Source organism: Flavobacterium sp. N1719, from assembly GCF_025947045.1.
Lineage (GTDB): Bacteria > Bacteroidota > Bacteroidia > Flavobacteriales > Flavobacteriaceae > Flavobacterium > Flavobacterium stagni.
This window is the reverse complement of record NZ_CP109993.1, coordinates 1,133,137-1,147,745: the sequence shown is the minus strand read 5'-3', so window position 1 is coordinate 1,147,745 and position 14,609 is coordinate 1,133,137. Positions and strand designations below refer to the sequence as shown.

Here is a 14,609-nt window from a genome sequence, read left to right as displayed (position 1 = left end):
TTATGTTGGCAGCAGAGGAAAAGTATGTGACTTCTGTGAAAGATTACTCGATTGAATTTTACAACGTAATTATCGATTACGTTCCCCGTTTAGTTTCTGCATTTGTCATTCTTTTAATCGGACTCTATGCTATCCGCTTTATTTCACGGATGGCAAAGAAAATCATGGAGAAAAAAGAAGTGGAACGCACGCTCGCCGAATTTTTGTCCAGTAGTTTATTGTGGAGTTTACGCGCCTTACTCTTTGTAACTTTTATCTCCAAACTCGGCATAGAAACCACCTCATTTGTAGCCATATTAGGAGCTGCTGGTTTGGCTATTGGAATGTCATTACAAGGATCGCTCTCCAATTTTGCAGGCGGTGTTTTGATTATTATTTTCAAACCTTTCCGAGTGGGTGACACGATTGAAGCACAAGGAGCTATTGGAACTGTTACTGATATTCAAATTTTTGTCACCAAATTAGTCTCGGGAAATAACCAAACCATCCTCATTCCGAATGGGATACTTTCTAACGGCATTATAACCAATTATTCGGTTGCGGGAAAACGCAGAGCCGATTTGATGTTTTCGCTTTCTTATGACACGGATATCAAAGCGGCTAAAACGATTGTATTGGAAGTGATGAACAACCATCCCAACGTATTGAAGACTCCGGCTCCTGAAGTATTGGTGCGTGATTTAACCGACAGCGCGATTCATTTGGCCATTCGTCCGTGGAGCAAAAATGAAGATTTTGGAAAAGTGTCTTCGGATATTTTAGAACAATGTAAAACGGCTTTTGACGAAAAAGGAATCACCATTCAACCGTTTGTTCGGGATGTTTCCAAATAAATCTTATTTGGTAATCATAAAATCTTTCAAATAAAAAGGCTCAAAATAAGCGACATCAACAAATTGATCCGAATTGAAATGCATCTCTGCCAATTTGGCCATTACTTTTGCTGAAGGAAATTGTACGGTCTCTAAGAATTGAAAACGTGCATCCGTTAGTACGGTTTTTGCCTTTTCAGCACTATCGCCTACGAAATAAATTGGACCTTCAAAATCACCAAAACTTTCATCAGTAAGTATTTCTGCTTCTACGCCCCTAACCTCTTCATGAGCAGCATTAAATACGGCGGCATAAACTTCCATTCGGCGCGCATCTATCATGGGAATGATAAGGCCACTTTCAACAGAAACTGCATGAGCCAAAACCGCTAAAGTATCCACTGCTAGCATCGGTTTTTGCAAGGCATAACAAAGACCCTTTGCTGCGGAAACTCCAATGCGTAAACCCGTGTAAGAACCCGGACCTTTACTCACTGCAATGGCCTCTAATTCGGTCAAAGCAACTCCGGCTTCTTGCATCACTTCTTCTATAAAAACGTGCAATTTTTCCGCATGCGTATACCCTTGTTCAGCGATTTCTCGGCAAGCCAAAACTTGACCGTCGCGAGCCACTGCTACCGAACAATTGCGGGTTGCCGTTTCTATATTTAGAATAAGTGCCATTACTTTTTCTCCTTCGTTGTCGCCTTAACTTTTATTTTATCTCCTGAATTCAAATCTTTGGAAACAGTGTTGTAAGGGCCAATGATAATCTCATCTCCTTTTTTCAAGCCCGAAATAATCTCAATGTTTGTATCGTCTTGAATCCCTGTTTTCACCACGCGAATTTGCGCTTTATCTTTGACTTTTACAAAAACACACTCAAACTTTTTATCGCTTTTGGATTTTACTTTTTGCGCCGTCTCTCCTTCTTCTTCATCATCGTTTTCCATAGGTGCTGAAGCTGTAGCTGTTGTATCCGATTTTACCAAAACCGCACTGATAGGCACTCCGATTACTTTTTCTTTCCGGGTCGTGATAATATCTACTGTTGCCGTCATTCCTGGGCGAAATGGCGAATAAGTAGCCGGTTTTCCTTCCAATAAATCTTGGTAGGATTCTTTTAAAATACGCACTTTCACTTTGAAATTGGTCACCTGATCAGCTGTAGTACTCGTTGTAGCAGAATTTGAAATACTGGTCACGATGCCTTTAAATTCTTTTTTCAAATAAGCATCCACCTGAATATTTGTTTCGTCACCGATATTAATTTTCACAATATCATTTTCGTTCACATCGACTTCCACTTCCATATTGTTGAGATTGGCCACGCGCAACAACTCCGTTCCCGCCATTTGTTGGGTTCCTAAAATCTTTTCGCCCAACTCCACATTCAACACCGAAATCGTACCGTCAGCGGGTGCATAGATGATTGTTCGGCCCAAATTATCTTTCGCCTCAACTACAGAAGCGTTGGCACTTTGTACATTATAATACGCCGATTGCTTATTGGCTTTAGCCACTTCAAAATTAGCAATCGCTTTATCCCAATCTGCTTTGGAGATAATGCCTTTTTCGTATAAGGTTTTATTGCGTTCAAAATTCGCTTGTGCCTCTTTAAAGGAAGCATCGGCTTGGGTAAGACCTGCCTTTGTACCTGCATAATTGGAAACGGTGCGGTTCAATCCAGAAGTATAAATATCCGGGTTGATTTTCACCAACAAATCCCCTTTTTTCACCACTTGCCCTTCTTTGACAGGCAATTGAATAATTTCTCCCGATACTTGAGAAGAAACTTTTACTTCAATTTCAGGCTGAATTTTTCCGGTGGCCGAAACGGTTTCTATTATTGTGATTTCGTCAGCTTTGGCAATTTCAACTTCTTTGCTGTTATCGCGTTCGCCAAAAACTCCCATTTTGGATAATCCAACTAATCCTACGATAACAATGATAAGAATACCAATTATCCATTTTAATTTTCCTTTTTCCATGCTAATTATAATTTGTCCACGATGGGAATTCCGAAATAAAATTCTACTACTTTAACTTTAAAAATATAATCGTATTTGGTGCGAATCACTTCAGATTGCGCGTTGGTGTACAAGGTTTGGGCCTGACTCAAATCAAAGCTATTCATCATGCCGACTTTGAATTTTTCTTGGGCATATTCAAATGCATTTTTACGGGCTTCCAAAGCGGTTTGCGCCGATTCGTAAGCGTTCAATGCCCCTTTGGCATCGGTAATGGCCGTAAACACATTGCGTTCCAAATCCAATTCGGCTTGCTTTTGTGCAATTTTGGAACGCTCCAAGGCAATTTTGGAACGTGCCACGGCATTTGAAGTCGAAAATCCATTTAAGATGGGAATGGACAATTGTAAGCCGAAGTTATGTCCTTTGTTATCACTAAATTGGTCGAATAAAGATTTGGGACCTGTAAGTATATAATTTCCATTAGCATCAATCCCAACAATGCGATCGGAATAACTCGCCCGTGTACCAAAACCATAAAATCCGGTAATTGAAGGTTGATAAGCCCCTTTTGCAACTTTTAAATCTTTTTCAGCCGCTTCTAAATTGGTGCGCGCAATTTTCAATTCAACTCGTTCTTGCTTCGCTTTGGCTACAATTGTTTCGGGAGATTCTGAGAGTGTCGGACTCATACTTGGCGTATAATTCGCATCAGCGGTATCAAAATTTTTAAAATCGTCCAATTGTAGCAGTTGGGCTAAACTTAATTTGGATAAAAACAAGGTATTCTCAGCCGCAATTACTTTTTGACGATCGGCAGCTACTGTGGCTTGGGCATCCAATAAATCACCCCGCGCAATTGAACCAGCTTTTACCAGTTCTTCGGTTTTGGCTAATTGGCGTTCGTCATTGGCCAATTGATCCTTTTGAACTTTTACATTTTCTTTATTGAAAAGAATTTGCAAATAGGCATTGGCTACGTTTAATCCAATATCATCTTTCATTTTCGCTAATTGATACTGCGAAGAAAGAATGGTCAAATTGGAACGACGTAAACGATTCACATTTTGTAAACCATTATAAATAGTCACATTGGAATTCAATCCTGCCGAGGTATATTGCGTGGTTTGGTTTTCCAACAAACCCGTCGTGATGTTTTGGTTCAAACCGATATTCCAGGAGTGGGAAGCATTGGCATTAATATTGGGCAAAAAATTCCCCAAGGCATCTTTTTTAGAAATCTGACTCGATTGTAAATCCAGTTCTGATTGCTTGATTGAAATGTTGTTTTTCAGCGCGTAATCGACGCATTCACGCAAGGTCCAAGGTTTGCTTTGGCCCCAACTACTTATTGAGAGCAATAAAACTCCTAAAAAGCCAAATTTAAATTGCTTATTTTTCATATTGAATCCCTTCTACAAAAGTAATACAAAGGAAAATAGTCTGGCTAAATCCCTAAGAATTTTGATTGCTTATCTGACGGCTTTCTTGTTTTTTTGTTACATTCACACCGAAATTAATTTTGCCTTTATGTCACAAAAATGGATCGTCGGTATTTTAGGAAGTCTCCTACTTACGGCATGCGGTGGATCTCAAAAAATTATTGCTGAAAAACCACAACGTTCTACAAACATCGATATGGCCTATAAAACCACAACTTCCTTTGTGAGTATGCCGTTGGAAATTAGCTTGCGCGAAATTGAAAACCAGTTGAATAAATCCTTGAATGGACTAATTTATGAGGATGCCAACTTGGAGGACGACAAAACGGCGATGAAAATTTGGAAGACGGCCCCCATTAAATTGTCGGTTAAAGATGGTAAAATTGAATCGATTATCCCTTTAAAAATTTGGTCCCAATTCAAATACGGTACCGATTTTATGGGTTTAAATGACACCCGAGAAATCGATTTAAACGGCACGATTACTTTATTGAGCGATGTTCAATTGTCCAATTGGAAAATGAACACCCATTCCACCTTACAAGATTTTGAATGGAGCGAGAGTCCGACCATCACTGTAGCGGGCAAAAAAGTACCGATTACCTACATTATCAATCCCACTCTTTCACTTTTTAAATCAAAAATTACCGCAAAAATAGACGAAGCCATTTCAAAATCATGCGACTTCAAACCGTATGTTCTCAATGTTTTAGAGACTTTAAGTAATCCGATTTTAACGAGTGATGCATATCAAGCTTGGTTTAAATTGGCACCCATTGAAATATATGTCACTGATGCTGTAATTGAGAAGTCAAAAATTGCGATGAATTTAGGATTAAAATGCGGGATGACAACTTTGGTGGGACAAAAACCAAAAACAGGAATGGATCGCAATGCCATTGCTTTTAAGGCGGTGACAAAAGTGCCCGACCATACTACAGCATCCATTGCTGCGATAACGACTTACGATCATGCTTCTGCAGTTATTACTCAAAATTTCAAAGGGCAAGAATTTGCTTCAGGCAGTCGAAAAATTACCGTTCAAAAAGTGGATTTATGGGGAAAAGATGGGAGAATGATTATTGCTTTGGATTTACTGGGAAGTTTGAACGGGACGATATATTTATCAGGTATTCCCAAATACGATCCCGTGAATAAAGAAATTTATTTTGAAGACATGGATTATGTGCTGAACACGAAAGGTTTGTTGACCAAAACGGCCAACTGGTTGTTGCAAGGCTATATTATTCGCAAAATGCAAGAAACCTGTCGTTATTCCATTAAAGCAAACATGGAGGAAGGCCGCAAAAACTTGATGCCGTATTTGAACAACTATAGTCCGATGAAAGGTGTTTTTGTCAATGGTTCCATTCAAGATTTAGAATTTGAAAAAATTGAATTAACCAATGATTTGATCATTGCCTTTATCAATGGAAATGGCAAAATGAGTGTAAAAATTGACGGAATGGATTAAGCCGTTTCTTTTTTCTTGGTGAACATTCGATATACTACATAACCTACGACACCAACCAATAAATACGGGAAAATCATTAGGTAAACGATACCATCATTAACGGCTTCTGCTTTTACGGTATTGCCTTCGCTTTCTAGAGAGGCGCGACACATGGCACATTGTGCCGTTAAAGAATGCGCACTCAAATAAAGTAGAGTGACAACGAAATATCGAACTATTTTAGTGAGCATAATACGGTGAAATCATCAAATACACAATTACACCAGTCACAGCTACATACAACCAAAGTGGGTAGGTAATTTTGGCCAATTTGCGATGGCGGTCAAATTGTTCTGACAAGGCACGAACATAAGAAAACAAAACCAACGGAATAATGGCCACAGATAATGCAATATGACTAATCAAGATAAAAAAGTAGATGGGACGTAAAATTCCTTCACCTCCGTATTTAGTGGCTTCTGAAGTGAGATGATACGCCACATACATCACCAAAAACACCACTGAGCAAGCAATGGCAGCGGTCATGAGTTTTTCGTGTTTTTTGCGATTCCCTTTTTTAATTGCGGCTACTGCCCAAACTAACAAAACTGCAGTTATCGCATTAATTCCAGCATAAATTGGGGGTAAAAATGATAAGGGTTCAACTTCGATTCCAAAATCTTTTAATTTGATTGAAAATAAAACCGCCACGGCTACCGGTATCAATACTGACACAATGATAATGGGGGTTTTAAATCGTTTCTCAACTGTAGCCTTCTGCTCCATTTTTATTCGTTTAAGAGTAATTGTATGTCTTCTTTTATTGCCTTTACACCAGCGGCTTCCAATCCGTCATAATATAGAATTGGATTTCCTTGTTGATCTCTGCGGCAACGGATGTTTCCATTTTTATCGATCAAAGCAAACAAACCGGAGTGTTCGAATCCGCCGTTTACCTTTTCTTTGGATTCTCCTGCAAAAATATTAAATCCTTTGTTGGAAAGCTCAAAAATATACTTTTTATCACCGGTAAGCATGTGCCAATTTTTGATTGTTACACCCACTTTTTTAGCGTGTTCTTTCAACACGGCGGGTGTATCGTTTTCCGGGTTGATGGAAATGGAGGCTATTCCGAAGTTGGGATTGGATCCATAAGCCGTTTGAAGCGTAACCATATTCTTATTCATAATTGGGCAAATACTCGGACAAGTCGAAAAGAAAAACTCCAACACATAAACTTTCCCTTTGTAGTCGGCTTCCGTAATTGTTTGATTGTTTTGGTCGGTTAGTTTAAAACTGGGTGCTTTACCCATAATCACTAAACTCGATTTGGCTTCCTCTTTGTTGATTTCATTCGAAAGACTCATGCGGTCATTTCGTACGATATCGTCTTTTTTAATCCGTTCAATAATTTTTGGAATAAAAATAATCCCGAAGATTAGGATGATAAACGAAATTCCGATATACGATTTATTTTTCATGTTATATTTTACGATTGGCTTTATTATTTACTTTTAAAGCAAGGCGGTATTCGGCTAAAATGACTTTTACATCGTCAATCATGTTGTTATACAAATCCGATACTTTGAAGGTATTATACCCTTCTTGATATTCTTCCTCCCCTTTTTTATTTTGTCCATTTCGACCTCTCAAATTGCGTTTTTTATCTATAATGTAAACATTAGGCGTTCCTAATTGCTCATCGAGTTTCCCCACCAAATGCATCGCATTATAAAAGGACTGAATCTGTTCGGGTTGTGCAAAGACAAAATACCAGTTGGTTTGCGGACCTAATTTTTTGAGACTCTCTTGTAGTTTGGCTACTTTTTCCTGTGTGCCTTCTGGTAAGACCATTACCATTTGAAAATCTTTAAAATCTTTATTCCGGGCATAGATCTTTTCATACAAATTAAAAAAACCGCCTTTGTGTTTTTCAACATCGTTTCCAATGAATCCTAAGATGGTAATTTTATCATTCAAGGTCACATGCTCTCCATTAGCGGTTGACCATGACTTGATGTCGGGAATATTCTTGGTAAGCATCGGGAGTTTAGCAAAATTATTCACTCCTGAAGCAAAAAAAAGGTAAGCCACAATGGGTAGAATAAAAAGAATAAATAAGACCAGATTCTTTTTCATAATTGGGTAAAATTCAAGTATACAAAAATAAAAAAAGGTACGCGATTGCGTACCTTAAACTGTAATTAATATGCTGTTAAAAATTCCACTTAATGGTGGCATCTCTAAACACGGTAAACACATAGTGTCCTTCCGTTAATAAAATGAATGTCAAATACAAGATTAAGAATATTCCTGTCCAAACAACCGCACGACGAAGCGCTTTGGTTTCCCCTTCCATGTGCATGAATGCCCAAACGATATAGTAAGCTTTCACTAAGGTTAAGATGATGAAAATCCAGTTCAGTAAGTTCATCGTTAGGAAATGTGAATGGTATAAGGCTTCTGGTCTTTTGATACCTAATGCTACCTCTACAATGGTAATGATAGAAAGGTAACCAAATACTAGCCAAATTCTTTTTGTATTAGAAACGTGATCGTGTCCCATGATTCTTTTTCTTTATATAATTATACCAAATAGAAGAAGGTAAATACGAATACCCATACTAAGTCGACAAAGTGCCAATAAAGACCAACTTTTTCAACCATTTCATACGATTTTCTTCTTTCGTAAGTGCCTAATAAAACATTAATAAAAATGATAATGTTGATTACAACTCCTGAGAAAACGTGGAATCCGTGGAAACCAGTGATGAAGAAGAAGAAATCAGCAAACAATTTACTTCCGTATTCGTTGTGTTTTAAATTTGCACCTTCAATAACTAATTTAGCCGCTTCTAATCGTTTTAAAGATTCTTCACGGGTTAAAATCGTTTTGTGTTTGATGTGGTTTAATGTAGGGTGAACTCCAGTTGCATTTTTAGCAGTTTCTTCTGAATAAATAACTTCAGTTCTCACTAATACATCAGGGTTATTTTTAAATCCTTCTACTACCTCATTTACTGAATAAGTTGGTAAAGTTGGTTCAGACATAAACCAAGTTGCCTTACTTCTTGTCAATTGTTCGCGTTCTTCTGGCAATGTAACAGCAAAATCAGCTAACTTAATATGTTCCCCTTTGGAATTCACAAACTGTAAGATACTTCCTCCTTTGGTTTCCACTGCACCGTACTCCCCTTTGATGAAGTTTTTCCACTCCCAAGCTTGTGAACCTACGAAGATTAAACCTCCGATAATGGTTAAAAACATGTAAAGTGCAACTTTCCCTTGTTTCATTTGGTGACCTGCATCAACTGCCAACACCATCGTAACGGATGAAAAGATAAGTACGAAAGTCATGAATGCCACATAATACATCGGCATTGATACACCGTGCATGAATGGAAAGTGCGTAAACACTTCATCGGCAATAGGCCATGTTTCGATAAATTTAAATCTTGAAAAACCGTAAGCCGCAACGAATCCAGAAAAGGTTAAAGCATCTGAAAGAATGAAAAACCACATCATCATCTTTCCGTAGCTCGCCCCTAAAGGTTGTGCACCTCCGCCGTTCCAAACATTAGCTACATCACTGTTTGTAGTAACTGTCGATCCCATATTAAGTATTAGTTAAAAAAGTTCCCAAATTTACATTTTTTTCTTATTTAAAGAAATACAAGAACAAAAATAAATACAGCCACAAAGCATCCAAAAAATGCCAGTACATCGCACCCAGCTCAATACCAAGATATTGTGCGGCAGTATACTTCTGTTTAAAATGATTATAAATAATGATTAATAGCGAAATTACACCCCCAAACAAGTGTGCTAAGTGCACATACACAAGGATATACATAAACGCAATGGTCACAGAACCCGACTTTCCGGTAGGAAATAATCGGTGCATGAACAACTGATCAAAACCCTCAAATTGAAACTTAACAAACAATCCGCCCAACACTAAAGTAAGTAACAACATCACTGTGGTCATGGAACGATTATCTTGTTTGATAAATCGTTGTGCCAAATAAAAAGTGACACTGCACATTAGAATTAAAACGGTACTAATTGTGAAAGCCGTGGGCATTTCATAATCCTTCAACCAATCGGGACGTGATTTACTCACAACCATGGCACTTGTTAATCCGGCAAAAAGCATCACAATGCTAATCATACCAAAGATCAATAGTAATTTGTATGACCTGTCTGTGCGTGCTTTGTTTTCAATATCTGTCATCATACTATCGTAAAAATTTATCTGTAATGTAAATAATTTGCAGTAAGGTAATATAAGAAACACTCACCAACATCAATACGCGAGCGGACTTGGGTGTTCGCAATCGGTACAATTTTATGGCATAAAACAACATCCACAATCCTAACAACAAGACTGCAATCGTTGCTGGTGTTCCAATGTATAATTGTCCAGTGTACCCAAATGAAGGCAATATAGAAGCGACAATTAGCCACAATGTGTAGAGTATAACTTGCAAAGCGGTACGGTTATCGCGTTGCCCTGTAGGCAACATGAAAAAACCGGCTTTTTCATAATCTTCAAACAAAAACCAGCCAATCGCCCAAAAATGAGGGAATTGCCAAAAAAACTGAATTAAAAATAGCGTCCCCGCTTCTATGCCAAATTGATTAGTAGCTGCAACCCAGCCCAACATAAAAGGAATGGCTCCGGGAAAAGCACCAACAAAAACGGAGAGTGGTGTTACTGCTTTTAAGGGTGTATAGACACTAGTGTATAAAAAAATAGAAACGGCACCAAACATCGCCGATTTGGGGTTGATGGTATACAACAACACCAAACCTGTAATGGTAAGTGCACTGGCAACAAATAAGGCCACATTGGGCGTCATTCTACCTGAAGGCACTGGCCGATTTTTGGTACGATCCATTAAGGCATCCAAATCTTTTTCTATGACTTGATTAAAAGCATTGGAAGCGCCCACCATGCAATAACCACCAACGGCCAACACAAATAGTGTTAACCAACTGAACGGATGTTTATCACTAAACCCTAACAAATAACCCGCAATGGACGAAAAAACCACACTAACCGCAAGTCCGGCTTTGGTTATTTCTTTAAAATCATTGAAGATTTTCACAGGATGTAAAGAGGCAGCTGATGAACTCAATGTAATTCGTTTAAGAATTATTTATTATTGCGGTGCAAAAGTAGTTTATCCAAGAGGATTTGCCAACAAACAACCCTTAAATATTATCGAATTCTTAATAATCAAAATACCAATTAAAAATATCTGTACGAATTCCTAGGGTAAACCACGATGTCGAGCTATCGGCAACAGCCGCTGTTACCGTTGTCGGATTGAAATTTCTATAGATAAAGTTGGCGAAAACTTTCAAATTGGTCGTTGGATTCAACGTGTACCCCGCTTGAATATCGGCAATCATGATGGTGGTTTTATTTCCTTGACCCACAACAACACCTTCATTAAAGGGACGTTCGTTATTATAACTTAAATAAATATTGCCCCCGTAATTGTAATTGTTATCTGTTGTATTATAATCCAATCCACGAATTCCATAATGCAATTTTGCTGAAGCATAATAACGCCCTTTTACATACCGTGCAATGGCAATCAGTTCTTGTGTATTACCGCCCCATTGGTGGCCAAGACTTTGGTTGCTATTTCCATAATTGGTTAACACATTACTATGCGAATACACATAAGGGCGAATGAAATTGTACTCCAACTGCAATGTTAAATTATTGACATCAAACGCATTGTAGTATTTCAGACCCATTTGGTAGGCAAATTTATTTTTCCAGCTGCGCTTCCCTGAACGCATTTCGCCCAACGAGAATTCATCCAACAAAAACTGTCCGTAAAGATTTATGCTGTTGCTGAATTTATATTTTCCTGTCAAACCCAACAACGCATTTCCGCTTTTGGAAGAAGAAGAAAACTCAACCGCTCGGTAGAAAATAATGGGATTGACAAAACTCATATCAAAACCGCGATCGTTTTGTTTTGACCATACCACCGATTCAAAAAAGCCTAAATTCAATCGGGAATTGACATTCCAACTCAAATAATGACTGGCCACAAATTTAGTAGCGTAGGTCCCATCCACAGTAGCTTCCGGACGAGTATCTTTCATCCACGTATACAAATTGGTATACTTTATTTTCCAAAAAGTAGTATTGATTTTAAAATAAGGATACGGACTCACCCCATCCGTTAACAACAAAGAACGGTAGCCATCGCCTATGAAATTTCGGCCATGACCCAATTGAAACGATACATGTTTCCCCGGCGCATAGTTAATGTAAGCTTCCGCCATTGGGAAATCAAAAGCATCCGTTTTAAAATCTTTGGCAATCCCCACTCCCGGAATCGTTGCCGGATTACCTCCAGAAGGCGCAATTGATCGGGCATAATTATTAAAATAATCCGCGAAGCGTCCTTGACTTTCAAATATAGTGGCAGAAAAATTCACTTCTTTTCCTAAACCGCCTCGAATTTGTATTCCGCGTGTGTTGACATAGGTAAATTCTTTTTTAGAAGGTGTATTCACTCCCGCTTGCAAATCAAAAACAGGATTTAATGTAAACCAATAATCATCGCCTTGAATCGCTACCAAATCTTCATTCCATAGTTTTCTCCCCCACCAAGATTTTTTGGCTATCATTTGTTTTTCATTCACTTCCCGCATATTGTAATAGTTGGAAACTTCAGAAAATGAATAGGGTTTTGAAGAGGTATGCGAATTGGCTCCAACTTTATTCAAAGCCCAATCAAACGTGCTGTACATTTGATGCGAAATGGGAATATTCAACCGACTCTCGTATTGAGGTTGTGAAAATTTTTGATAGACCATACTGTCCAATTCTTTCAATTCAACATCTTTATTGAAGACAGTAGCAGCAGTTGTCTTGGGCGCTTCATTTTCTTTTGGTTTAGCCAAATCATCGGGATTTTGAAGCGGTACTGTAAAACGCAAGGTATATTTCGCATACGTAGGTTTACCCGAAAAAGTAGCGGGTTTTACCTGAGGTAAAGCATCAAATACCCGTTTCGTTTCTTCTGTTGCTTTTTCATCGGAACAATCAATATATAAAGGCTTGAATTTCCCTTGGTCATTCACTTCAAAAAGGACAATGATAGTCCCTTGAAATTTCTCTGGAGCTTTATAATTTTGATACACAAACCGCTGCACTTCGCGATCAAAACAAGATTGCGCCTCTTGTTCGGATGCCGTTGCGCAATTGGGAAATAGAGGCGGATTTTGCGAATAAGATTGAGCATTTCCGTATAAAATTGCGCCAAATAAACTAAAAAGTAATATTGCTTTTTTCATAGTTTTCTAATAATCTGCAGCGGCATCAGCGCCATTAGCTATCGCTTTAGCCGAAGAGGTTCCGATTCGTTTCACACCTAATTTAATCATTTCTACAGCTTCATCATACGAGCGAACGCCACCTGCAGCTTTTACAGGAAGTGGCGAACTGTTTTCCAACATCATAATAATGGTTGGAACGGTAGCTCCATTGGGTTTTCCAGCTTCCGTTGGATAAAACCCTGTAGAAGATTTAACAAATACCGAAGGATAATAGTGTTCTTTAAAATTGGCGATCACCACATTTTTAATCAATGATGACAAACGAATGATTTCATCATCGCTTAAAGCCGCCACTTCAATGATCCATTTTACAATTTTGTGGTGTTCCAAACCTAAACGTGTACCTTCCAATATTTCTTGTTTGACCAAATCAATTGCTCCATTTTTAAAGGCTTGATAATTACACACAAAATCCAAATCATCAGCCCCGTCTAAAATCGCTTGATGCGCTTCATCCAACTTTTCATCTAAAGTTGCCGTACCTTCCGGAAAACCAATTACGGTTCCTACTGACACTTTCGAACCCGCTTCATCAATTTTTTGACGCGCCATTTTCACAAAATCAGGTCGAATCATAATCAGCTTGAATCCTTCATCAATGGCTTCTTGGATGCATTGATTCACGACTGCTTGATTTTCTTCAACGGTAAGTCCGGCCTGTTCTGGTAACTTCAAATAGGTTGAATCGAGGTAGTGTTTAATATTCATAATTATAAAATGGTAGTCAAAAATACAAATTAAGTCCGAGCTTCAATTCAACACATAAAAAAACCACTTCGAAAAGTGGTTATTTTATTTTTCTTTTTATCCAATAATAACTGGCCATAGCGCCTATTGAATTGGCAATTATATCCAAAATATCTGCCGAACGGTCTGTCGTTAACCAAAACTGAAGTCCTTCCATCAATATACCATAAAGCAGGGCTACAACTAAGAGCACCACCAAACTTTTAGGCTGTTGGAGGGAAAGTCCTTTATTCCACCAAAATACAAATCCAAAATAAAACGCAAAATGGACTATTTTGTCTTTGTATGGTATAGGAATTCGGCTACTCAATCCGTCTACTGTGGCTAAACTTAGGTAAGTGATTACTACCGTCCACAATAGGGCAATGACTAAAAAAAGCTTTTTCTTAGGCTCCAATTAACGCTTTATAGGCATCTGCATCCATCAAACCTTCCCATTCCGAAGCGTCTGAAACTTTCACTTTTACCATCCATCCTTTTCCATACGGATCAGAATTTACGGTTTCAGGGGCTGTTTCTAATTCTTCATTGAATTCAATAATTTCTCCTGATAATGGCAAGAACAAATCAGAAACGGTTTTTACCGCTTCAACTGTTCCAAAAACTTCATCTTTATCTAAGGTTTGATCCAATGTTTCTACTTCAACATATACAATATCACCCAATTCGCGTTGTGCGAAATCAGTAATACCTACAGTAGCTACATCACCATCCAAAGACACCCATTCGTGATCTTTAGTATACTTTAAATTAGAAGGAATATTCATTTGTTTGAAAGGTTAAAATTTGCTCAAATGTAAGGTTAATTCTCGGA

Annotated in this window: 17 protein-coding genes; 2 read left to right on the top strand and 15 right to left on the bottom strand. The window is 38.2% G+C overall.

Annotation, left to right across the window (positions count from 1 at the left end):
• Positions 1-2: 2 nt before the first annotated feature.
• On the top strand, positions 3-833 hold the full coding sequence (locus OLM45_RS04670; protein WP_129459998.1) for a mechanosensitive ion channel family protein: 831 nt from the start codon (positions 3-5) through the stop codon (positions 831-833).
• Positions 834-836: 3 nt separating this feature from the next.
• Here OLM45_RS04670 and tsaB read toward each other — a convergent pair whose 3' ends face one another.
• The 3 genes from tsaB to OLM45_RS04655 are packed head-to-tail and all read right to left on the bottom strand — an operon-like array spanning position 837 to position 4,185.
• On the bottom strand, positions 837-1,496 hold the full coding sequence (gene tsaB / locus OLM45_RS04665; RefSeq protein ID WP_264512365.1) for a tRNA (adenosine(37)-N6)-threonylcarbamoyltransferase complex dimerization subunit type 1 TsaB: 660 nt from the start codon (positions 1,494-1,496) through the stop codon (positions 837-839).
• Entirely contained in the window at positions 1,496-2,803 is a 1,308-nt protein-coding gene (locus tag OLM45_RS04660; RefSeq protein WP_264512363.1) for an efflux RND transporter periplasmic adaptor subunit, read from the bottom strand. The genes tsaB and OLM45_RS04660 overlap by 1 nt, the downstream gene beginning before the upstream one ends.
• 5 nt (positions 2,804-2,808) lie before the next feature.
• Complete coding sequence (locus OLM45_RS04655; RefSeq protein ID WP_264512361.1) at positions 2,809-4,185, bottom strand: TolC family protein; 1,377 nt, start codon at positions 4,183-4,185, stop codon at positions 2,809-2,811.
• A 127-nt stretch (positions 4,186-4,312) separates the two neighbouring features.
• Here OLM45_RS04655 and OLM45_RS04650 point away from each other — a divergent pair, with 127 nt between their 5' ends.
• Positions 4,313-5,698, top strand: coding sequence for a DUF4403 family protein (locus OLM45_RS04650; RefSeq protein ID WP_264512359.1), 1,386 nt, complete (start codon positions 4,313-4,315; stop codon positions 5,696-5,698).
• Here the strand turns inward: OLM45_RS04650 and OLM45_RS04645 are convergent.
• The 12 genes from OLM45_RS04645 to gcvH form a co-directional block, all read right to left on the bottom strand.
• Complete coding sequence (locus OLM45_RS04645; RefSeq protein ID WP_264512358.1) at positions 5,695-5,928, bottom strand: hypothetical protein; 234 nt, start codon at positions 5,926-5,928, stop codon at positions 5,695-5,697. The two genes, OLM45_RS04650 and OLM45_RS04645, sit on opposite strands and share 4 nt — an antisense overlap.
• On the bottom strand, positions 5,918-6,463 hold the full coding sequence (locus OLM45_RS04640; protein ID WP_264512355.1) for a DUF420 domain-containing protein: 546 nt from the start codon (positions 6,461-6,463) through the stop codon (positions 5,918-5,920). Before OLM45_RS04640 ends, OLM45_RS04645 begins: the two co-directional genes overlap by 11 nt.
• 2 nt (positions 6,464-6,465) lie before the next feature.
• Complete coding sequence (locus OLM45_RS04635; protein WP_264512353.1) at positions 6,466-7,158, bottom strand: SCO family protein; 693 nt, start codon at positions 7,156-7,158, stop codon at positions 6,466-6,468.
• 1 nt (position 7,159) lies between these two features.
• A complete protein-coding gene (locus OLM45_RS04630; RefSeq protein WP_264512351.1) occupies positions 7,160-7,816 on the bottom strand; it encodes a hypothetical protein in 657 nt (218 codons plus the stop codon).
• A 76-nt stretch (positions 7,817-7,892) separates the two neighbouring features.
• Positions 7,893-8,243, bottom strand: coding sequence for a cytochrome C oxidase subunit IV family protein (locus tag OLM45_RS04625; protein ID WP_129460007.1), 351 nt, complete (start codon positions 8,241-8,243; stop codon positions 7,893-7,895).
• Between the two features lie 20 nt (positions 8,244-8,263).
• Positions 8,264-9,292, bottom strand: a complete 1,029-nt coding sequence (locus tag OLM45_RS04620) for a cytochrome c oxidase subunit 3 (RefSeq protein ID WP_264512349.1) — start codon at positions 9,290-9,292, stop codon at positions 8,264-8,266.
• 43 nt (positions 9,293-9,335) lie between these two features.
• Positions 9,336-9,914 carry a heme-copper oxidase subunit III gene (locus OLM45_RS04615; protein WP_129460009.1) on the bottom strand — a complete coding sequence of 193 codons (579 nt, stop codon included), beginning with the start codon at positions 9,912-9,914 and terminating at the stop codon, positions 9,336-9,338.
• Between the two features lies 1 nt (position 9,915).
• Positions 9,916-10,818, bottom strand: a complete 903-nt coding sequence (gene cyoE, locus OLM45_RS04610) for a heme o synthase (RefSeq protein WP_264512347.1) — start codon at positions 10,816-10,818, stop codon at positions 9,916-9,918.
• A 94-nt stretch (positions 10,819-10,912) separates the two neighbouring features.
• Positions 10,913-13,006, bottom strand: coding sequence for a capsule assembly Wzi family protein (locus OLM45_RS04605; protein WP_264512345.1), 2,094 nt, complete (start codon positions 13,004-13,006; stop codon positions 10,913-10,915).
• A gap of 6 nt (positions 13,007-13,012) precedes the next feature.
• The gene (gene deoC, locus OLM45_RS04600; protein ID WP_264512343.1) at positions 13,013-13,756 is read right to left on the bottom strand and encodes a deoxyribose-phosphate aldolase; all 744 of its coding nucleotides are present in this window, start codon (positions 13,754-13,756) and stop codon (positions 13,013-13,015) included.
• A 79-nt stretch (positions 13,757-13,835) separates the two neighbouring features.
• Positions 13,836-14,192 carry a VanZ family protein gene (locus OLM45_RS04595; protein ID WP_264512341.1) on the bottom strand — a complete coding sequence of 119 codons (357 nt, stop codon included), beginning with the start codon at positions 14,190-14,192 and terminating at the stop codon, positions 13,836-13,838.
• A complete protein-coding gene (gene gcvH, locus OLM45_RS04590; RefSeq protein ID WP_129460014.1) occupies positions 14,182-14,562 on the bottom strand; it encodes a glycine cleavage system protein GcvH in 381 nt (126 codons plus the stop codon). The genes OLM45_RS04595 and gcvH overlap by 11 nt, the downstream gene beginning before the upstream one ends.
• Positions 14,563-14,609: the final 47 nt, after the last annotated feature.